Raw genomic sequence first — 20,272 nt, 5'->3', positions numbered from 1 at the left:
ATCATTATTGGTTCAAACTAATTGTTGCGTTGCGTTGCAGCCAACCACCCGCCCCATCGGGTTGTAGCTCCACCAGTTCGATATGGTCTTCCCGAACCACAGTGACTCGACCTTCGTTCTGACCGATATATGCACCGGTTTGAACGCGGTAGGCCACGTTGTCAGGCCCCATGATCAACGCAACAATCGAGTTGCCACGTCCCAGCGTACCAACCATTTTCAGGGCATCCAAGGGATACGCTTCCAAAGGCTGGCGACGGCGCCCTGAATCCGGACGTGCCGCATTCAATGAATCTGCCTTTCCTTGCAAATCGAAGGGGTCAGGCAAATTTGACGCTTGGTACACAAAGGTTTCGAACGGCGCGATCGGATCGAGCGGCTTCAGCGGCTGACCCGGTTTTGCGCGCGTGTCCTTCACCCATTTTTCGAGATCTTTCGGTTCGTTCGGGCTTGAGGTCACCGAGCGCGTGCAAGCGATCAGAGAAACCGCGGCGAGCACGATAACAGCAACGCGCTGCAGTCGGATGCTTGAGTTCTTCATCACTTCTTGGCCTCCGCTTTCTTCTTGTCGGCTTCGGCTTTTGCATCGGCCTGGACTTCGCTTTCATCGAGGTAGCGATAGGTCTTGACCGTGCCCTTCATTTCTAGACCGCCGCCCTTTGACTTATCACGCGGTGTCAAAGCCACATTGGTCATGTTCATGATGACCACGCGCGGCAAGGATGCAACGCGGCTCATGAAATCACCGAACTGGTGGAAGCTACCGGCCAGCGAGATATCAATCGGCTTTTCAGCGTAAACGTCCTGCTTGTGCTCTTCACCCGGCTTGAAGCTGTCGACGCGAAGACCTGCACCCAGCGCAGATTGCGAAATATCGACAATCATGTCCGGCATTTCTGTGCGGCTCGGAAGCTGACGAAGCATTTGCTTCAAGTCGATTTCCATTTGCGCAAGTTGTGCTTTCAAGGGCTCGAGATTGGCTGCATCGGAAGCCTTCTTTTCAAAGGTGCCGCGCAGTTCGGTTTCTTTCTGTTCGAGGCCGACCAGTTCTTCGGATTGACCGCGGAACAGGAGCAACCACGCCAGACCAATGATCAGTGCGGCGACAAAACCGCAGAAACCGAGTTGGTACGAGCGCGGCCAAGCGCCGATATTGTTGAAGTCCAGTTTTTGCTTGGCCATGGCTTATTTCCCCGTGCTCTGAGTCGGCGCAGCATTGGGTGCTGCAGCCGGTGCCGGTGCCGATGTATTGGCGGGCGCGGTGGTCGTTGCTGTTGCCGGTGCGGCCGGTTGCGTCGACGTCATCTTGTCGGCTGTGTTTTGCACCACCGGAGGCACGCCCGCAGGTTGTTCCGGCGGCATTTGCACAGGAATCGGATCCGGCGTCGGCTCGGCGTTTGGATCACGCGGTGCATTCGGGTTGGCCAAGTTCACCTTGAGGGTGAACAAGTACGGCATCAAGTTTTCGCTGCTGGTGATCGTGCCGGTGGCAGTTGAAGCGCCAACTTGGATCACGTTCACTTGCGGATTGGTCATCCAACCGGAGCTTTCGAGATTGCGCATGTAGGTTGCAACGCGGGCGTTGGATTGCGAACGGCCATCCAAGGTCAACATTTCACCTTCTTGCTTGATCGAGGTCAGCACCACGCCTTCCGGCAAGGTCCGCACAATCGCGTCAAACAAATGCACCATTTGGAAACGATTGGCTTGCAGCTTTTCAACTGCCGTCTTGCGTGCCAATAGATCATCACGCTTTTGATTGAGCGTCTTGATCTCTTCGATTTCTTTGTCGATCTTGACGATCTCGCCTTCCAGATACGTGTTGCGTTCTGTCTGGCCGCTGATCTGATTCGTGTTGTAGAGGTACCAAAGACCCGAAAGCAACAAACCAATGACGGCGGCACCGCCGATCATCAGCTGGAATTCTTTCTGGCGCTGGCGTTGGCGCTCTGCGCGCCAGGGCAATAGATTGATTTTTGCCATTAGTCGAAGCTCCTCATCGCGAGGCCGCAGGCAATCATCAAGGCCGGGGCGTCCAATGCCAATGCGTTGGCCTGCACACGACGGTCAAGCGTCATTTGGGCAAGCGGGTTCGCGACGATGGTGGGCACACCCAGGTTTTCTTCAATCACCTGCGCGATGCCTGCGATCGATGCACACCCGCCGGCGACCACAATTTGGTCAACACGGTTGTACTGGCTGCTGGCGTAGTAGAACTGGAGCAAACGACCCACCTGCTGCGCAAGTGAATCTTTGAAGGGTTCCAGCACTTCCACTTCGTACGTGTCAGGCAGACCGCCGAGGCGCTTGGCGCGGCCGGCTTCTTCGTAGCTCAAGCCGTAACGGCGCATGATTTCGTCCGTCAGCTGCTTGCCGCCAAATTGCTGCTCGCGCAGATATTGGCTACGGCCCTGTTGCAGGACGTTGATCGTGGTCATGGATGCGCCGATATCGACCAAAGCGACCAAGCCATCTTTCTTGGCGGTCAGTTGCGGCACGATCAGGCTGAAGGCGTTTTCAATCGCGAAGGCCTCAACATCGACCAATTTCGCTTCCAGGCCACCCATTTCCAAGGCGGCTTGGCGGGCTTCGACGTTTTCAGAACGTGAGGCTACCAGGAGCACTTGGACGGAATCGGGCGCATTCGGCATCGGCCCGAGCACTTCGAAGTCGTAATTCACTTCTTCCATCGGGTACGGCACATAGTTGCCGGCCTCGACTTCCACTTGGGCTTCCATGTCCTCTTCACTGAGGTTAGCCGCCATCGGAATGACACGACTGATGACGCTGGAGCCCGGCACAGCCGCGGCTGCACCCTTGGTTTTGATGCCTGCGCGTTCTGCTGCGCGGCGGATGGCTTGACCAACCGCGTCGATATCCGCAATGGATTTCTCGACAACGGCGTTCGCCGGAAGTGGCTCAACCGCGTAGTTTTCAACGCGATAACCGGTCCCGCTCCTAGACAGCTGCAACAGCTTGACAGCCGTGCTGCTGATATCGACGCCGACAAGCGGCGCGCTCGATTTTCGAATAAACCCCACTTCGGCCTCCCCCTTTGGAGTGCTGGTGGACCCGTTCACGGACCTTTAGATCAGTTAAATAACGAACTTTTCACGGGAATGCAAGACTTTACTTTAACTTTTTTGATTAGGTCCAGACACGGCAACGTGTCCTCGGTCTCAACACGCGGTCGATATACTTGCCTCCTGACAGCATTTGCGTAGCTTTCCGATGCCCCCACTCTCCCGTTTTGTCCGATTTGGCCTTCTTGCCACCCTCATCCTTGCCGTTCTGGGCGTTTCAGCCGTCGGACTGCTCTATTGGCGGGTCAGCGCCAAGCTCCCGGACGTCAGCGCGCTGAAAAACGTCGCCCTGCAAGAGCCATTGACCATTTACGCGGCAGATGGGCGCCTCATGGGCCTGTTTGGCGAGGGTCGCCGCTACCCCGTCAACATCAAAGATGTGCCGGACCAGGTCAAAAACGCATTTATCGCGGCGGAAGACGCCGATTTCTACAACCACGGCGGCGTGGACTACAAAGGTTTGTTCCGCGCGGTCTATTTATTGGCCACGACCGACGATAAACGCGTGCCGGGTGGCTCGACCATCACCATGCAGGTGGCCAAGCAGTTCTATCAAGAGAACCAAGCGCGCGACTACAGTGCGAAATTTTCTCAGATCCTGCTGGCACGCAAAATTGAAGCCAATTTAACCAAAGACGAAATTCTTGAGCTCTATCTAAATAAGAGCTTTTTCGGCAATCGCAATTACGGTATCGCAGCGGCGTCTGAGTACTACTACGGCAAGAAGCTTGCACAACTCACTCTAGGTGAGTTGACGACGCTCGTCGGTACCCCGAAATTCCCGACTACGGCCAATCCGCTCGCAAATCCTGATCGAAACCAAGATCGTCGTAACAACTACATCCTGCCGAGAATGGTGCAGTTTGGCTACGTGACGCAAGCAGAAGCCGATGCGGCCGCGAACGAACCGATGCATGCCGGTCGCCATCAACGCGAGATCGAGGTGTATGCCCCGTACGTCGCAGAAATGGTGCGTCTGGAAATGCTGCAGCGCTACGGCAAAGACGCGCTTGAAAAAGGCTATCGCGTCACCACCACGATCGACCCTGACAAGCAATTGGCCGCCGAGCTCGCGGTGCGTCAAGGTCTGCGTACCTACGATCACCGTCACGGCTGGCGCGGTGCCGAGAAGCACTTCGACTTACCCGCCAACGCCACCAATGAAGAAATTGCCCAACATCTGAACGGCATCCCGACGCAGTCGGGTTTGCGCCCGGTCATCGTGACCGGACCGTCCGGCACGGGCGGCTTGAAAGCCGTGAACTCGGAAGGCGCAACCATTGAGTTGCCGAGCTCGATGTCGAACTCATGGCCGAATCGCACGCCTGCGAGCTTGTTCAAGCGCGGCGACCTTGCGCGCATTCGCGAAACCAAAGACAAGACCTGGGTGTTTGACCAGATTCCCAAGGCGCAAGCGACATTGATCTCAATTGACCCCATGAACGGCGCACTGAAAGCCTTGATTGGTGGTTACAGTTTTAATGGCACGCCGTTCAATCGCGCCACGCAAGCACGTCGCCAACCAGGCTCGAGCTTCAAGCCTTTCTTATATGCAGCGGCATTTGAAAAGGGCTACAACCCGACCTCCATCGTGTTGGATGCGCCGGTTGTGTTCCGTGATCGCGCGAACCACGTCTGGCGCCCACAAAACGACGGCGGCGGATTCTCGGGCCCCATTCCTTTGCGCGAAGCCTTGGTGCGCTCTAAGAACTTGGTATCGGTCCGTTTGTTAGATGCCATCGGCCTCGACTATGCACGTCGCTACATCGCGCATTTCGGCTTTGACGAAAAAGAGTTGCCGCGCAATCTTTCGATGTCCTTGGGTGCGGCAACGTTGCGTCCGATTGATGTCACGCGCGGCTATGCAGCGTTCGCGAATGGCGGCTTCCGAGTCAACGTGTGGTTCATCGACAAAGTGGTTGATACCGACGGCAAAGTGATCTTCCAAGAAAACCCTGCCTTGGCCTGCCGCGGCTGCACCGGCGGTGCGCCTGCCGCTTCCGGCGCGCCAACAGCACCAGCCGCACCCGATGTGGTGGACGGCTTTAATTTAGGCGGCGCGACGCAAGCTGCGTCTGCAACGGCAAAGTTGAAATCGTCCAACCCGGCAACCAAGCCAACAGCGCTGCCGGCCGGCGCGATCATTGCGCCGCGCGCGATTGACGAGCGCGTGGCCTATCAATTGAACTCGATGATGCGCGACGTCGTGAAGCGCGGCACGGCCACCGCAGCACGCAGCTTGAATCGCGAAGATGTGGGCGGCAAGACCGGATCAACCAACGACCACCGTGATGCATGGTTCACCGGTTTTGGCGGCAACCTGGTTACCGTGGTGTGGGTTGGTCGCGATGACGACAAGACCTTGGGCTACGGCGAATATGGCGGCAAGGCCGCGCTACCGATTTGGATCGATTACATGGGCACGGCACTCAAGGGTGTGCCGGACAACCCGGTCGAACCGCCCTCAGGCATGGTCCAAATCAAGAACGGCGAATGGATCAAGGAAGAAGATCAAGATGTGGTCGAAGATTACATCGACTACTCACAAGCGCCGCAAGCTGAACAATCAGCTGAGGAAGCCGCGCCGACTGAAGAGACTTACGACATCTTCTAAGTCGATCTGCATGCGCAATTCATCCCCGTGGGTTACATTCAAGGTGATCCACAGGGGATGTCGCCATGCACGAAGCACGACAACATTCTGAAGCGCGCGCTCGCGAGCGTCGCCATCGCTTAGCCCACGAAGCCGCACGCTGGATGAGCCAAAACGGCACACGTGATTTTCAGCTTGCGAAGCGCAAGGCGGCACTCCGACTTGGCATCCACGACGAAGCGTGCTTGCCGCGCAACAGTGAGATTGAAGAAGCCCTGCGTGCCTATCAGCAGCTTTTTACGGATGCGCATGACACCGAGCACTTACAGCGCCTAAGAGAGGCGGCGATCGACGCCATGCGCTCCATGCAGGTGTTTGAACCCCGTTTGGTCGGCGCACTGCTTGAAGGCACGGCAGACAAATATGCGCCTGTGCAACTTCATGTATTTGTGGACGCTATTTTTGAGTTCGATGACTTTCTGCAGCGCGCAAACATCAAGGCAGTGCAACGCGTGCGCAAGCTACGCATTGATCGAACGCGCACGTTCGACTTCGATGTGCGCTTAATGACGGTCGAGGGCGTGGATTTCGACATCACGGTAATGCCGCGCGATTTCTTACGGCAGGCACCCCTGTCTGCTACGCATGAAAAACCGATGGCGCGAGCGAGCCTTAAACAGGTGCTGTCGCGCCTGGGAGAGTGATTTCAACAATCAAGCCAGGGTGCGCGTCGCCTAACTGCACGGTGCCGTGGTGTCTTGCAACGACTGCACGTACCAAACTGAGGCCCAAGCCGTTGCCGTGTGTGCCCCGGTGCGCTTCCAGACGTTCAAATCGATTGAACACGCGGGCGCGGTCTGACGCACGAATGCCTTCACCCCCATCGATCACACGAATGTGGGCATGGGCCGTGTCCAATTCGGTGCTAAGCGTGATCCGGCCACCTTCTGGCGAATACTTGATGGCGTTGTCGATGAGATTGATCAGCATTTGGAAGAGTTGATCGCGTTCGCCCTTCACTTCAACGGCTACAAGCTGCGTGTGCACACGGATCTGCCGCGCCTGCGCAAGCGGCGCATAGAGTTCGATCGCATCTCTACACAAAGCATCCAACGCGACGCAGCTGACGTGATCTGGAATCGGATCGAACTCCAATTTTGAAAGTCGCAAGATCGCGGTAAAGGTTGCGAGCAGTTGATCGGTCTTTGCAATCGAAGTCTGTACATGTTCAAGTGAGGGTCGCCCCTGCGCCACCTCGGCGCTTAATTGCACCAAGTCATTTCGCAGATGCGTGAGCGGCGTCCGCAAATCATGCGCAATCTGGTCACTGACTTGCCGAACACCGCCGATCAATTCTTCGATGCGATCGAGCATGTTGTTGATCTCGATGCCAAGACCGTCAAAAGCATCGCCCGAGTGATCGACATCCACGCGCCGACCGAGCTGCCCTGCCGCCACCACGCGCGCGGTATCACTCAAACGCCGCACACGCACGGTGATCCATTTTGAGATGAGCCAAGCCGTCAACACACTGAGCAAGGCGGCAAACAGCAAACTCATCCAAGCCGCTCGCAACATGGTTTGAAGAAAACCGTCTTCTGCACGCGTTTGCATGCCCGAAATCAGCGTCCAGTCGCCCACTTTGTAGGTGTGCGCAATGACGCGCGTGCGGCTTGCGTCATCCAAACGAAAGCTCAGCCACCGATTTGCAGTAGGCACATTTTTTACAGGCGGGGCTTGCCCGGCAAGGCGCTGACCTTGCGCATCGATGACGGAATAGAACATGTCGCGTTCGTCGGGGTCTGCCGTACGTGTGATCACTTCTGCCAACAGCACGTCGGCGCCGTTCAATGCATACATCGATCGCAGCTCTTGTGCATCCGCCACGACGAAATTGCGTGTATCACTTTCAAGCTGCGCTGAGACCTTGTAGTACACACCCGCGCCCACGACAAAAAACAGCAACAGGTAAGCAGCTGCAATGACAAAGGTCAGCCGAGCGCTGGTCGAGATCGGCCTCAGAATATTCATGTGCCGAGTCTGTAGCCGACACCACGCACGGTATGAATCAAGGCAGGCTCACCGTCTGCCTCCACTTTCTGCCGCAACTTACTGACATGCACGTCGATGACATTGGTTTGCGGGTCAAAGTGATAGTCCCACACCTGCTCTAACAACATGGTGCGTGTCACGACTTCGCCCGCGTGCCGCATCATCACTTCCAGCAATTTGAATTCGCGCGGCTGAAGATGAATCACGCGCGCCCCGCGTTTGGCGGTGTGTTTAAGCAAGTCAAGCGCAAGCGTATCGACGACCAGTTGTGTGACGACTGCGGGTGCTGTGCCAGGTACACCGCGTCGAAGCAAACCGGCCACGCGTGCGTTCAATTCGGAGAACGCAAAGGGTTTGGACATGTAGTCGTCCGCACCTTGGCGCAGCCCTTCTACGCGATGTTCGACATCCCCCAATGCACTTAAGATGAGCGCCGGTGTCGTGATGCCCGCGCCCCTAAGCGACTTCAGAATCGTCAACCCATCCGGATCCGGCAGCATGCGATCCAGAATGAGGACATCAAAGCTTTCCGTGAGTCCGAGAAACAATCCGTCTCGACCATTCACGGCGTGCTCGACCAGATGGCCTTCCTCTGTCAATCCATTGACGATGAATTTCGCAGTTGAGACATCGTCTTCAACCAACAAAATGCGCATGTGGCCTCCGTGAAGCGACGTTATCGCATACCAGAGAAAAAACAACTGCCGGAAATCCGGCAGTTGTTGATCACTTCAGGTTGAGACCGGCTTACTTGGTTTCGGCGGCTTTGGCGACTGCGGCTTTCTTTGCCGAATGACGTGCCTTGCGATGTGCCTTGGCCTTGGTCGGTGCTGCGGCCTTTGCGGTCTTCGCCGTCGGCGCAGCAGGCGCTGGGTGGGTGGCCGGTGCAGCCATTGCGAGACCGGAAACCGCGACCAGTGCGAGACCGGCCAAGAGGGTTGAGCGCTTCATATCAATATCCTTTTCAAACGGAGGGATGGGCATTGCAGAAAGACGGTGACTCAGGCTTTGCAACTTGCGAACTTGCCTTTTGCATCACGACAGGTGCGCGCAGCAGCAGGCTTGGGCGCACATTTTTCAAAACGGCCGTGGTTGTCGCGGCATTTTGCGGCTGCGACGGCGGCGGGCTTGGCGGTGCTCGCAGCTGTCGCTTTTGCGGGTGCGGCTGAGGCCTTAGCGGCTGGCATCGCCGTGGTTTTGCTCGCGGGCATTGCGGCCTTGACCGGTGCGGGCTTGGCTGCAGCGGTTTGCGTAGCGGCATTGGCGTTAAAGGCCAACAACGTCATGGCGGAAAGTGCCACGGTCAGCAGGGTATTGCGCATGATTGACTCCTGGTGTCAGCGGGGCGGATGTGCCTCGTGGAATCAAAACTAGCGCCGGCCACCTTGCCGCGAAGATGCCAACGGATTAAGGGTTCTTAATGTGCGCGCGCATAAAAAAAGCCCCGCGTGCGCGGGGCTTTTGATCGATCAATTCAACACTCAGCGCTTCGGAAAATCGCGCGTGGCGGCACCGGTATAGATTTGGCGCGGACGTCCGATCTTATTTTCCGGATCGTTCTGTTGTTCCAGCCAATGCGACACCCAACCGGCGGTACGCGCAATCGCAAACATCACCGTGAACATCTCGGCCGGAATATTCAGGGCCTTGTAAATAATGCCGCTGTAGAAATCGACGTTCGGATACAGCTTGCGTTGCACGAAGTAATCGTCCTTCAACGCCGCTTCTTCCAGCTTCATGGCGACATCGAGCAGCGGATCTTGCACGCCGAGGTCGTTCAACACTTTGTACGTCATCTCACGGATGATCTTCGCGCGCGGATCGAAGTTCTTGTACACGCGGTGACCAAAGCCCATCAAGCGGAAACCGGACTCTTTGTCTTTTGCCCGGTCGACAGCACTTTGCACATTGGATGCGGTACCGATTTCTTCCAACATCTTCAGCACGGCTTCGTTGGCGCCACCGTGTGCAGGTCCCCACAATGCGGCAACACCCGATGCCACACAGGCATACGGATTTGCGCCGGTCGAACCCACCAAACGAACAGTGGACGTCGATGCGTTTTGTTCGTGGTCTGCGTGCAGGATGAAGAGCAAGTCGAGCGCTTTCGCGGCGACCGGATTCAATTCCAGCGGCTCGCTCGGCACTTCAAACATGTTGTGCAAGAAACGATTGACGTATTCGAGGTTGTTGCGCGGATAGGCGCTCGGCCAGCCGATACGATGGCGGTAGCACAGGGCCGCAATGGTCGGCACCTTGGCGATGAGACGCACAGCGGCCAGACGGCGTTGCTCCGGATCTTCGTAGTCGAGGTTGTTGTGATAGAAGCTCGCCATCGAACCCAACATGCCCATCATCATCGCCATTGGGTGGGCGTCGTGATGGAAGCCTTCAACGAACTGTTTGAAACGTTCGTTCAACATCGAGTGGTGCGTGACTTCGCTTTCAAACTTGGCGAACTCGTCTTTCGACGGCGCTTCGCCGTTCATCAGCAAATAAGCGACTTCAAGGAAGCTCGACTTTTCTGCGAGTTGTTCGATCGGATAACCGCGATACAACAGCACGCCTGCATCGCCATCGATATAGGTGATTGCGGAACGGCACGAAGCCGTCGCAGTAAACCCGTTGTCGTAAGTGAAATGCCCGGTGTCCTTCGGCAACTTGGCAATATCAATGCAGGATTGGCCGAGGACAGGCTCAATCACCGGCAATTGGGTTGCTTTGTCGCCGACACTCAGGGCGGCCATCTTCGAATCCGACACGTATTTGCTCCTTATGGGTGGGCGTCGACGGGCTGTCCCTAATCGACCCTATTGCAATGCATCATTATCGCACGAGCCTCATGATGACTGCGATGACGCCGACGCTGAAAACGTACGGTTACAGCGCATCCCTGACTTTTGGCACATAAAAAAACGGCCGCCAAGGGCGACCGTTTTTGGTGTGCAGCTGAGCGCCGATTACTTGGCGTAGCGCTTCTTGAACTTGTCGATGCGACCGCTGGTGTCGACGATTTTGTTCTGGCCAGTGTAGAACGGGTGCGAAGCCGACGAGATGTCCACTTTGATCAGCGGATATTCGTTGCCGTCTTCCCACTTCACCGTTTCCTTGCTGGCAAGGGTTGAACGGGTAAGGAACTTGAAATCGGAAGTCATGTCTTGGAAAACAACTTCGCGGTATTCAGGATGGATTTCGGGCTTCATGGTGCACCGGTCAGTAATACGTGAGTGAGCCGCACACTATAGCCACAGATCGACCGACTTGCAAGTCTGAGATAGAAAATCACCGCCACCCCGCGAATTTGGCCGTTCAGAATGCGAGAATGAGCCCCTCCCGCCCTATTTGCCCCAGGTTTTCTCGCCCATGAAGGATTTCCGCTGGTCGTTCATCGTTGCTTTCATTTGTCTTGCTGTCGCCGGCTGGTGGGGGGATCGAACGGGCATGGGCGTGGGCAATGCGCTCTGGTTGGCCTTGGTCTTGGGCGTGCTGGAGGTGTCGCTGTCCTTTGACAACGCCGTGGTCAACGCAGGTGTCTTGCGCGACATGGACGCCTTCTGGCGCAGGATGTTCCTGACCATCGGCATCTTGGTTGCTGTTTTTGGCATGCGCTTGGTATTCCCGATTGTCATTGTGGCCGTCGCCGCCAAAGTGCCCTTGTTCTCGGTCATTCAAATGGCCTTGGGCAATCCCGCCGAATATTCAAAGCACTTGCATGACGCCTACCCTGCCATCGCTGCGTTCGGCTCGATGTTCTTGCTCTTGGTGTTCTTGAACTTTTTGTTCGACACCGCGCGTGAGCGTCACTGGCTCGGCGGTTTCGAACGCAAGATGTCGCAGCTTGGCAAGTTGGACAGCATCGCCACGATGGTCGCTTTGTGCGTGCTGTTTGGGACGCGTTGGTTCGTGCCGGAAGTCATGCGCTATGAAGTCTTGGTGGCAGGCATGGCCGGCATCATTTTGTACGTTGGCGTCGACTTGATTGCCAGCTTGTTTGGTGAGTCCGAACATGTCGATGAAACCGGCGCAGTGACGGTCATCAAACGCACAGGCGTTGCGGCGTTTATTTACCTCGAAGTGCTAGATGCATCCTTCTCTTTCGATGGCGTCATCGGCGCATTCGCGATCACGCGCGATGTGGTGATCATCATGTTGGGTCTCGCCATCGGTGCGATGTTCGTGCGCTCGATGACAATTCACTTGGTGAAGCGCGGCACCTTGAACAAGTACGTGTATTTGGAACATGGCGCGCACTACGCCATCGGCGTGCTCGCCCTCATCATGTTGGTCGGCATTGTTCACCATGTGCCCGAATGGATCACCGGCTTGCTAGGCGTCGTGTTTATTGCGGCATCTTTGTGGAGTTCCGTGCGATTCAATCGCGCACAGCGCGCTGTGCCTCACGCCGACGCGTAACGCTCCGCACTACCGACCCATCGCGCGACAAGCTGATCGGCGATGGTCGGACGATGCAGCAACATGTCATCCGCGATGACATGCAAGGTGGGCAACAAATCTGCGTCGCGCATGAGATCTGCGACGCGAAACGCAGCCAAGCCCGTTTGCCGCGTGCCCAGTAATTCACCTGGGCCACGCAGCGCCATATCTTTCTCGGCAATCTTGAAACCGTCCGTTGTTGCGCGCAGCGTGTCGATACGTTCGCGCGCAATCGCGCCGAGCGGCGACTGATACATCAACACGCAGGTGGAGGCCGCGGTTCCGCGCCCCACACGACCCCGCAGCTGATGAAGCTGCGCCAGACCCAAACGCTCCGCGTTTTCAATCACCATCAGAGACGCATTGGGGACGTCGACGCCGACTTCGATGACGGTCGTCGCGACCAAGATATCGAGCGCGCCTTGTTTGAATTGCGCCATCGTGTCTTGGCGCGCTTTCGGCTTGATGCGTCCATGCACCATGCCGATTCGCAGATTGGGCATGCGTTCTTGCAAACTCGCCAACGTGGCTTCAGCGGCTTGTGCTTCGATTTCATCTGACTCGTCGATCAAAGTGCAAACCCAATAGGCTTGCCTGCCTTCAGCACAGGCGGCTTGCACCCGCGCGACCAATTCGTCTCGGCGCTGCGCATCGATGGCAACCGTTTGAATCGGTGTGCGTCCGGGCGGCAACTCATCAATCACAGAGACATCCAAATCCGCATACGCAGACATCGCCAAGGTGCGCGGAATGGGCGTCGCTGTCATCACCAGTTGGTGCGGAATGCATCCCGCGGCCAAACCCTTGTCGCGCAGTGCCAAGCGTTGCTGCACGCCAAAGCGATGCTGCTCGTCGATCACCACAAAGGCGAGCGATTTGAATGCGATGGCCTCCTGCATCAAAGCGTGCGTGCCAACCACGACTTGCGCCTCACCTTCGGCAATGGCTTTCAATGTTTCAGCACGCGCTTTGCCGACGACACGGCCGGAGAGTCGCACGACGCGCACACCCAATGGCGTGAGCCAGGCATCCAAATTTTTGAAGTGCTGCTCAGACAGCAAATCTGTCGGCGCCATGATGGCCGCCTGATACCCTGCACCGACGGCATGCATGGCGGCCAGTGCCGCAACCACCGTTTTGCCAGACCCGACATCGCCCTGCAGTAAACGCATCATCGGTGCGTGCGCAGAGAGATCCGCGATCACCGCTTGCAAACTGCGTTCTTGTGCATGCGTGAGCTTGAACGGCAATGCTGCCAACAGCTTTTCAACCTGTTGTTGCTGATCAACCAGCGCGATCGCGGGCTCAGAACGCAAGGACATTCTTCTTCGTCGCAAGCTCAGGTGGTGCGCCAATAATTCTTCTAAAGCGATGCGTCGTTGTGCGGGATGCAAACCTTGTTGAAGCAAGGCGAGATCCACATCTGCCGGGGGTTGATGCAATGTCAGCAGCGCATCGCGCAGCTTCGGCAAATGCAGGTGGCGAATGTCCGATTCAGGGACAAGTTCAATCGCATCATCGGCAGGCAAATGTTCAAGCGCCAACCCCACCCAACGACGCATCGATGCAGCGCTAATGCTTTCAGGCACGCTGTACACCGGATCCAAACGGTCGTTGAGCGGCGCTTCATCTGCTTCGGCCAGCAGCCGATAGCTTGGGTGCACGATCTCGTAACCACGCGCACCCGGACGCGGTGTGCCATGACAACGCACGCGCATGCCGACCTTGAATTGATCGACCTGCTGGCGTCTGAAATGAAAAAAGCGCAGCGCCACGGTGTGACCTGCGTCATCTTGCACATGCACACGCAGCAAAGGCCGAAACCGGAACCCGTGCTCGACTGACGCGACGCGGCCTTCGAACTGCGCCACTTCACCATTGCGCAGGTCGACGATTTCAGTCAGTCGTGTTCGGTCCTCATAACTTCGTGGCAACCAAAACCATAAGTCGCGCAATTGCAGCAAACCTGCAGCAGCAAGTTTGTTGGCAATGGCCGGGCCGATGCCCGGCAATGTGGACAGCGCGCGTTCGCCTTGCTGTGCAAGGTCGGGTGCAGGCTTGACCTGCCGCGGCATCGCTTAGTCGATCACCATCACGGCGTCGACCTCGAAGGCCACGCCACGGGGCAAGCCTTTGACTTCGATGGTCGAACGTGCGGGATACGGCGCTGAAAACAGTTCGGACATGACGGCATTACACGTCGCGAAGTTGGACAGATCGGTGAGATACAAGCCCAAACGCGCCACTTTGCCGAGATCACCACCGGCGGCTTTGCAGATCGCCTGAAGGTTGGCGAAGGCTTGACGCACTTGCGCTTCAAAATCACCTGCCACGACTTCGCCGGTGGCCGGTACCAACGGAATCGCGCCGGAGATATACACCGTGTTGCCTGCGCGCACAGCTTGCGAATACGTGCCGATCGCCGCGGGGGCTTGATCCGTCTGAATGATGTCAAAGGCCATGAGAGCTTCCTGAAGTGATGAAAGGGATTATTCGCGTTCCGCGTGATGCACGGCTTCGAGCCTGCGCATTCGGCGTATCAGTTCCGCGAGATGGTTAGTATCCTTCACTTCCACCAAGAATCGTATCGTTGCCGTACGTGCATCACGTTCCAGGTAATCCACATTGGCGATATTCGATTCGCCTTGGGCGATGGCTGAGGCAATTTGTGCCAGCACACCCGGTTTGTTGTCCGTGACTACGTGAATCCGCGCCGTGTATTCACCCACGACATGCTCATCCCATGCCATCGAGATACATCGTTCGGGATGGCGCAAGAATTCAGGCACATTGGCGCATTCAATTTGATGCACGACAATGCCGCGCTCTGCACTTTGATAGCCCATGATGCTGTCGCCCGGAATCGGCATGCAGCATTGGGCAAACGACACCACGCCGCCTTCAGAACCATTCAAGGTGATGTGATCGGCAGCCAAGGCCGCTAAAGCCTCTTGCGGCGAACCACGACGACGGCGATCGGCAGCGCGCCCCTCGTCTGCCAGCAACTCGCCTGCCACGCGCGAAGCCACGCGCTTGCCCAAGGCGACATCTTCCAGCATCGACTCCAATCTGGGGTAGCGATTGTCTGCCAACCACCGGTTCAATCGCGTCTCACTGACCTTGTCAAAGCCAATACCGATGCTTTGGAAGGCACGCTCAATCATCCGGTGCCCCAGACGCACAGCATCTTCGTGCTCGAGTTGTTTCAGTTGTTGGCGAATGGCTGAGCGCGCCTTAGCCGTCACGACAAACTCGAGCCACTGGGTGCTCGGCGACGCGGATTTTGCGGTCACGATTTCGACCGTTTGCCCGCTCGACAGTTTCGTGCGCAACGGCGCCAACTTGCCATCGATGCGTGACGTCACCGCTTGGTTGCCGACATCCGTGTGCACTACATAAGCGAAGTCGAGTGCCGTCGCATTGCGCGGCAATGACAAAATCTTGCCCTTCGGCGTGAAGACATACACTTCGTCGGGATAGAGATCGACTTTGACGTTTTCAAGAAACTCTATCGACGACTCCGACGTTCGCTCTGATTCCACCATGCTGGAAATCCACGCATTGGCACGATTCAGAGGTGTGTTTGATTCGCCACCGATCTTGTACGCCCAGTGCGCTGCAACGCCCTGCTCGGCCACCCGGTCCATATCGTGTGTTCGAATTTGAACTTCGATGGGCGCCCCATAAGGCCCGAACAAGACCGTGTGCAATGACTGATAACCGTTGGCCTTTGGAATCGCCACAAAGTCACGGAAGCGCCCATCCAAGGGCTTGAACACCGAATGCACCAAACCGAGTGCGTAATAACAATCGCGCACCGATTCGACAATGATGCGGAAGCCAAACACGTCGAGCACTTGTTCGACGGTTTTCTGCTCCGCGCGCATCTTCGTGTAAATACTGAAAGGGGACTTCACCCGGCCAACCAACGTGTGCGCCAAACCTTCGGAGGCAAGGCGATGCGCAAGTTGTGCTTCGACTTGAACAATCGCTTCACGTCGCACGACGGGCTGTTGGCGGATATGGTCGCTGATGGCCGCATAGCGCCACGGATGCAAAGCACGAAAGCCGAGATCTTGCAGTTCGGCCTTCATCAGATTCATGCCCAAGCGCTGCGCGATCGGCGCGTAGATCTCCAAGGTTTCGCGTGCGATACGCGCACGTGCTTCCGAAGACTGCGCACCCAATGTCCGCATGTTGTGCAAACGATCGGCGAGCTTGATCAAGATGACGCGCAGATCGCGCGACATCGCCAACATCATTTTTCGAAAACTTTCGGCGGCCGCTTCTTGACGATCCCGAAACTTCAGCTTGTCGAGTTTGGTCAAGCCTTCAACGATTTCCGCAACAGACTCACCGAACTGTGCGGCGATTTCCACGCGCGTGACCGGTGTGTCTTCAATCGTGTCGTGCAAGATCGCAGCGACCAAGGTTTCGATATCGAGACCCAGTTCGGCGAGGATGGTCGCGACGGCGACGGGGTGCGTGATGTAGGGCTCACCCGACTTGCGCGTTTGCCCGACATGGGCGGCAGCACCGACACGCCAAGCCCGCAATAAGGTTTCACGTTCGATAGCCGTCAGATAGCTCGCGACGTCGATGAGTTCCTGCAAGTACTCCGGCACGTCGGTGAATTCACCGTCGTTGGGAGGGGCAGGCAGCTCGGACGTCGGGGTACGCATGTTTTGAGCCTACCCGTGAAGGGCGAAACGGGTCAATCCTAATGACAGATACAAAAAACGCCCACCGAGGTGGGCGCTTGATCAATTGAATAGGCGAACTTGATCAGTCGTCGCCGCGCGCCATGTCGTCGTCGCCCACCACTTCCGCAGCTGCCCATTCGAGCGCTTCGCGGTCACGGCGTTCTTTTTCTTCTTTTTCAACGCGGCTGATGAAGGCGTTGTCGATCTTGCGATCGGCGATTTCACGCAGGGCAAGCACGGTCGGCTTGTCTTGGTTTTCGCTGTTATCCAGACGTGCTTCAACACCCTTGGCGAGTTGGCGTGCGCGCTTGGCGGCCATGATGACCAGATCGAAACGGTTATCGACGACCTGCATGCAATCTTCAACAGTGATACGTGCCATGGGCATTCGGCGGCTGCACACCGCCCTCTTTATGAATTGGACCTGCTAGTGTATGGAAAGGCGCATTCAAATGCAACACTTTTCCTAGAAAACACTTTTAAATCAGTCGCTTATGGCGCCGAATCTGACAGTAGGCCACGAATGAGACGGTCATGCCGCAGCAGTTGGACGTTGCGGCGCAGGCGGCTCGCCTTGAACACGGCAGAGAGCTCGTCCAACGCCGTCTCGAAATCATCGTTCACGATCACGTAGTCAAACTCACCGAAATGGCTCATTTCGTCGCGCGCGGCAGCCAAACGCCTGGCAATCGTGGCCTCGGAATCTTGGGCGCGCTTGCGCATGCGCTGATCCAAAGCCTCGACCGAGGGCGGCAGGATAAAGATGCCGATGGCATCGCTCACCTTCTCGCGGACTTGTCGGGCACCTTGCCAGTCGATTTCGAGCAAGACGTCTTTGCCACGGGCCAGCTGAGGTTCGACCGACCCACGGGCGGTGCCTTTCCAATCGCCATGCACCATGGCGTGTTCGAAAAAGTCGCCATTGGCGATCATTCGCTGGAATTCCACCTCGTCGACATAGTGGTAATGCTCACCGTCGACCTCACTTGGCCGCGGGGGCCGAGAGGTATACGACACCGACAGGCAGATGTCGGGGTCACGCGCAAGCAAGGCGTTGACCAAGGTCGACTTTCCAGCCCCCGAAGGAGCTGCAACGATAAATAGGGTGCCGCGCATCGCCATAGCTTATTCGATGTTCTGCACTTGTTCGCGAATCTGGTCGATCAGCACCTTGAGCTCGACCGCGGCATTGGTCGTGCGGACATCCACCGACTTCGAACCAAGGGTATTGGCTTCACGATTGAACTCTTGCATCAGGAAGTCGAGGCGACGGCCCACGGGGTCGCGCATCACCAGCACGCGGTCCAGCTCCGTCAAATGACTCTCCAAGCGATCGAGCTCTTCGTCGATATCCAATTTTTGCAGTGCTATCACCATTTCTTGTTCGATGCGGCCTGGCTCTGCGCTGTGCGTCATTTCCGCAATGCGTGCGGAGAGCCGGTCACGCTGCGCAATCCGAATCAAAGGTATTGCGGTGCGCACTTCATCCGCATGCATCTTGATGCGCTCTGCGCGATCACGAATAGCCGCGGCCAAATTGGCGCCCTCTCGTTCGCGCGCCGCGACGAATGCATCAAGTGCTTGCTCGAGGCATTGCAGGACCTGCGCGTGCAATTGTTCGGCATCCACTTCGGCCGACTTCATCACACCGGGCATCTCGAGCAAATGCGCGAAGTCGGTGCGCATGCCCGGAAACTTGGCGGCCAATTGCAAGGCCAGCACCGACAGGCGCTCGACCATCTCGTCATTGACGGCCATGCGATCAATCGAAGTCGAATCACGCACGCGCACGATCAAGTCGACTTTGCCGCGTGAAATGCGTGCAGCAATGCGATCGCGCAAACCCGGTTCCAGGCTGCGCAAGTCATCCGGCAGGCGCACCCCGGTTTCGAGGAAACGGTGATTCACGGCGCGAAGCTCACACGTGACCATGCCGATCGCGGTGGTTGCTTCTGCGGAGGCGTAAGCCGTCATGCTGCGTATCGTCACGGAGTGCCACTCATTAGAAAGACGGAAGACCGCAAATGTTAAACTCCAAGCCGTTTCTCGAGGTGATGCCCATGGAAAACCCGACACGCCCGAGTGGCCGCACTGCCGACGCAATGCGGACCGTTTCGATTACCCGCCGTTTCACCCGCCACGCGGAAGGCTCCGTGCTGGTCTGCTTTGGCGACACCCAAGTGCTCTGCAACGCCAGCGTCGAAAATCGTGTGCCGGCCTTCTTGCGCGGCAAGAGCGAAGGCTGGGTCACGGCCGAATACGGCATGCTGCCGCGCGCCACACACACCCGCAGTGACCGCGAAGCCGCCCGCGGCAAGCAAGGGGGTCGCACGCTTGAAATCCAACGCCTGATCGGCCGCGCCCTGCGCGCCTGCGTCGATCGCAGCGCATTGGGCGAACGCACCATCACTCTGGACTGCGACGTTTTGCAGGCAGACGGCGGCACCCGCACGGCAGCCATTACGGGCGCCTATGTGGCTATGGCCGATGCCATCCAAGGCCTGCTCGATACCCGCGCCATTCTTAGAAATCCGCTGCATGGTGCTGTTGCCGCGGTGTCTGTGGGTATCTATCGCGGCATGCCCGTGCTGGACCTCGACTACGCCGAAGACAGCGATTGCGACACCGACATGAATATCGTGATGAATGACGGCGGTGGTTTTATCGAAGTTCAAGGCACCGCAGAAGGACACGCCTTCCGTCGCGAAGAATTGGATGCCCTGCTCAAACTCGGCGAGCAGGGGTGTCATGCGCTGTTCCAAGCGCAACAAGCGGCACTGGCGGGATGAAATGGGTACTTGCCAGCAATAATGCGGGCAAGGTCTCCGAATTCCGCGCACTGTTCGCGGATCTCGGTATTGCGATCACGGCGCAAGGCGAACTCGGCGTCGAGGATGCCGACGAAACCGGATTGAGCTTTATTGAAAACGCCCTGATCAAGGCGCGCCATGCCGCCAAAATGACAGGGCTCCCGGCCATCGCGGATGACTCAGGCTTGTGCGTCGATGCGTTGAACGGTGCACCCGGCATTTACTCCGCGCGCTATGCGGGCAAACACGGTGATGCCGCGGCAAATAACACACAGCTTTTGGCGAATCTTGCGGGCGTCGCAGACGTTGAACGCAGCGCACGTTTTGTGTGTGCGCTCGCCTTTGTGTCACATGCTGAAGATCCGCTGCCCGTAATCGCCGAAGGACAATGGGTGGGGCGTATTTTGGATACCCCTGCGGGCGACGGTGGTTTCGGCTATGACCCTTTGTTTTTTGATGCCACGCAGGGCATGAGCGCCGCTGCTATGCCGGCAGCACTTAAGAACCGTCTGAGCCATCGCGCTCAAGCCTTGCAACAACTGCGCGCCGCCTTGCTTTCGCGTGGCATTGCAGCAATCCATGTTTGAGGTCGCACAC

21 protein-coding genes are annotated in these 20,272 nt (G+C 57.2%); 5 read left to right on the top strand and 16 right to left on the bottom strand.

The features are described from left to right. Positions 1–4: 4 nt before the first annotated feature. Genes G7069_RS05375 through G7069_RS05360 form a run of 4 tightly spaced genes read right to left on the bottom strand, consistent with a single transcriptional unit; the run spans position 5 to position 3,041 of the window. Positions 5–541, bottom strand: a complete 537-nt coding sequence (locus G7069_RS05375) for a pilus assembly protein PilP (RefSeq protein WP_166295069.1) — start codon at positions 539–541, stop codon at positions 5–7. After that, positions 541–1,182 carry a type 4a pilus biogenesis protein PilO gene (gene pilO, locus G7069_RS05370; RefSeq protein WP_166295067.1) on the bottom strand — a complete coding sequence of 214 codons (642 nt, stop codon included), beginning with the start codon at positions 1,180–1,182 and terminating at the stop codon, positions 541–543. The genes G7069_RS05375 and pilO overlap by 1 nt, the downstream gene beginning before the upstream one ends. 3 nt (positions 1,183–1,185) lie before the next feature. Next, positions 1,186–1,983 (bottom strand): PilN domain-containing protein, encoded by a 798-nt coding sequence (locus tag G7069_RS05365; protein WP_166295065.1) that lies wholly within the window; start codon positions 1,981–1,983, stop codon positions 1,186–1,188. After that, on the bottom strand, positions 1,983–3,041 hold the full coding sequence (locus G7069_RS05360) for a pilus assembly protein PilM (protein WP_166295063.1): 1,059 nt from the start codon (positions 3,039–3,041) through the stop codon (positions 1,983–1,985). Before G7069_RS05360 ends, G7069_RS05365 begins: the two co-directional genes overlap by 1 nt. Before the next feature lie 190 nt (positions 3,042–3,231). Between G7069_RS05360 and G7069_RS05355 the strand changes: the two genes are divergently transcribed. Both G7069_RS05355 and G7069_RS05350 read left to right on the top strand, forming a co-directional pair. Further along, positions 3,232–5,697, top strand: a complete 2,466-nt coding sequence (locus G7069_RS05355) for a penicillin-binding protein 1A (RefSeq protein ID WP_166295061.1) — start codon at positions 3,232–3,234, stop codon at positions 5,695–5,697. A 65-nt stretch (positions 5,698–5,762) separates the two neighbouring features. Then, complete coding sequence (locus G7069_RS05350) at positions 5,763–6,380, top strand: hypothetical protein (protein ID WP_166295059.1); 618 nt, start codon at positions 5,763–5,765, stop codon at positions 6,378–6,380. On the opposite strand, the gene G7069_RS05345 is transcribed toward G7069_RS05350, so the two are convergent. The 6 genes from G7069_RS05345 to G7069_RS05320 all read right to left on the bottom strand — a co-directional run bounded on the left by G7069_RS05345 (position 6,349) and on the right by G7069_RS05320 (position 10,931). After that, positions 6,349–7,707, bottom strand: a complete 1,359-nt coding sequence (locus tag G7069_RS05345) for an ATP-binding protein (protein WP_166295057.1) — start codon at positions 7,705–7,707, stop codon at positions 6,349–6,351. The genes G7069_RS05350 and G7069_RS05345 overlap by 32 nt on opposite strands. Continuing rightward, positions 7,704–8,384, bottom strand: a complete 681-nt coding sequence (locus G7069_RS05340; RefSeq protein WP_166295055.1) for a response regulator transcription factor — start codon at positions 8,382–8,384, stop codon at positions 7,704–7,706. Before G7069_RS05340 ends, G7069_RS05345 begins: the two co-directional genes overlap by 4 nt. A 91-nt stretch (positions 8,385–8,475) precedes the next feature. After that, positions 8,476–8,679 carry a hypothetical protein gene (locus G7069_RS05335; RefSeq protein ID WP_166295053.1) on the bottom strand — a complete coding sequence of 68 codons (204 nt, stop codon included), beginning with the start codon at positions 8,677–8,679 and terminating at the stop codon, positions 8,476–8,478. Between the two features lie 50 nt (positions 8,680–8,729). Continuing rightward, positions 8,730–9,050 carry a hypothetical protein gene (locus G7069_RS10620; protein WP_205758694.1) on the bottom strand — a complete coding sequence of 107 codons (321 nt, stop codon included), beginning with the start codon at positions 9,048–9,050 and terminating at the stop codon, positions 8,730–8,732. A 159-nt stretch (positions 9,051–9,209) separates the two neighbouring features. After that, positions 9,210–10,475 (bottom strand): citrate synthase, encoded by a 1,266-nt coding sequence (locus G7069_RS05325; protein ID WP_166297571.1) that lies wholly within the window; start codon positions 10,473–10,475, stop codon positions 9,210–9,212. A gap of 213 nt (positions 10,476–10,688) precedes the next feature. After that, positions 10,689–10,931, bottom strand: a complete 243-nt coding sequence (locus tag G7069_RS05320) for a type B 50S ribosomal protein L31 (protein WP_166295051.1) — start codon at positions 10,929–10,931, stop codon at positions 10,689–10,691. 160 nt (positions 10,932–11,091) lie between these two features. On the opposite strand from G7069_RS05320, the gene G7069_RS05315 reads away from it, so the two are divergent. After that, complete coding sequence (locus G7069_RS05315; RefSeq protein ID WP_166295049.1) at positions 11,092–12,141, top strand: DUF475 domain-containing protein; 1,050 nt, start codon at positions 11,092–11,094, stop codon at positions 12,139–12,141. Here the strand turns inward: G7069_RS05315 and recG are convergent. The 6 genes from recG to G7069_RS05285 all read right to left on the bottom strand — a co-directional run bounded on the left by recG (position 12,126) and on the right by G7069_RS05285 (position 18,839). Further along, positions 12,126–14,237 (bottom strand): ATP-dependent DNA helicase RecG, encoded by a 2,112-nt coding sequence (gene recG / locus G7069_RS05310; protein ID WP_166295047.1) that lies wholly within the window; start codon positions 14,235–14,237, stop codon positions 12,126–12,128. The two genes, G7069_RS05315 and recG, sit on opposite strands and share 16 nt — an antisense overlap. A gap of 3 nt (positions 14,238–14,240) precedes the next feature. Then, positions 14,241–14,624 carry a Rid family detoxifying hydrolase gene (locus G7069_RS05305; protein ID WP_166295045.1) on the bottom strand — a complete coding sequence of 128 codons (384 nt, stop codon included), beginning with the start codon at positions 14,622–14,624 and terminating at the stop codon, positions 14,241–14,243. Positions 14,625–14,651: 27 nt separating this feature from the next. Continuing rightward, positions 14,652–16,844, bottom strand: coding sequence for a bifunctional (p)ppGpp synthetase/guanosine-3',5'-bis(diphosphate) 3'-pyrophosphohydrolase (locus tag G7069_RS05300; protein ID WP_166295043.1), 2,193 nt, complete (start codon positions 16,842–16,844; stop codon positions 14,652–14,654). 103 nt (positions 16,845–16,947) lie between these two features. Beyond that, complete coding sequence (gene rpoZ / locus G7069_RS05295; RefSeq protein WP_166295041.1) at positions 16,948–17,247, bottom strand: DNA-directed RNA polymerase subunit omega; 300 nt, start codon at positions 17,245–17,247, stop codon at positions 16,948–16,950. Between the two features lie 110 nt (positions 17,248–17,357). Then, positions 17,358–17,981, bottom strand: coding sequence for a guanylate kinase (gmk, locus tag G7069_RS05290; RefSeq protein WP_166297561.1), 624 nt, complete (start codon positions 17,979–17,981; stop codon positions 17,358–17,360). A 9-nt stretch (positions 17,982–17,990) separates the two neighbouring features. Beyond that, the gene (locus G7069_RS05285; protein ID WP_166295039.1) at positions 17,991–18,839 is read right to left on the bottom strand and encodes a YicC/YloC family endoribonuclease; all 849 of its coding nucleotides are present in this window, start codon (positions 18,837–18,839) and stop codon (positions 17,991–17,993) included. 86 nt (positions 18,840–18,925) lie between these two features. Here G7069_RS05285 and rph point away from each other — a divergent pair, with 86 nt between their 5' ends. Beyond that, positions 18,926–19,654 (top strand): ribonuclease PH, encoded by a 729-nt coding sequence (gene rph, locus G7069_RS05280; RefSeq protein WP_166297559.1) that lies wholly within the window; start codon positions 18,926–18,928, stop codon positions 19,652–19,654. After that, entirely contained in the window at positions 19,651–20,262 is a 612-nt protein-coding gene (gene rdgB, locus G7069_RS05275; protein ID WP_166295037.1) for an RdgB/HAM1 family non-canonical purine NTP pyrophosphatase, read from the top strand. The genes rph and rdgB overlap by 4 nt, the downstream gene beginning before the upstream one ends. Positions 20,263–20,272: the final 10 nt, after the last annotated feature.

Origin of the sequence: Lysobacter sp. HDW10 (genome assembly GCF_011300685.1) — a bacterium.
Taxonomy (GTDB): Bacteria; Pseudomonadota; Gammaproteobacteria; order Xanthomonadales; family Xanthomonadaceae; genus Solilutibacter.
This window is presented reverse-complemented; position numbering and strand designations above follow the sequence as displayed.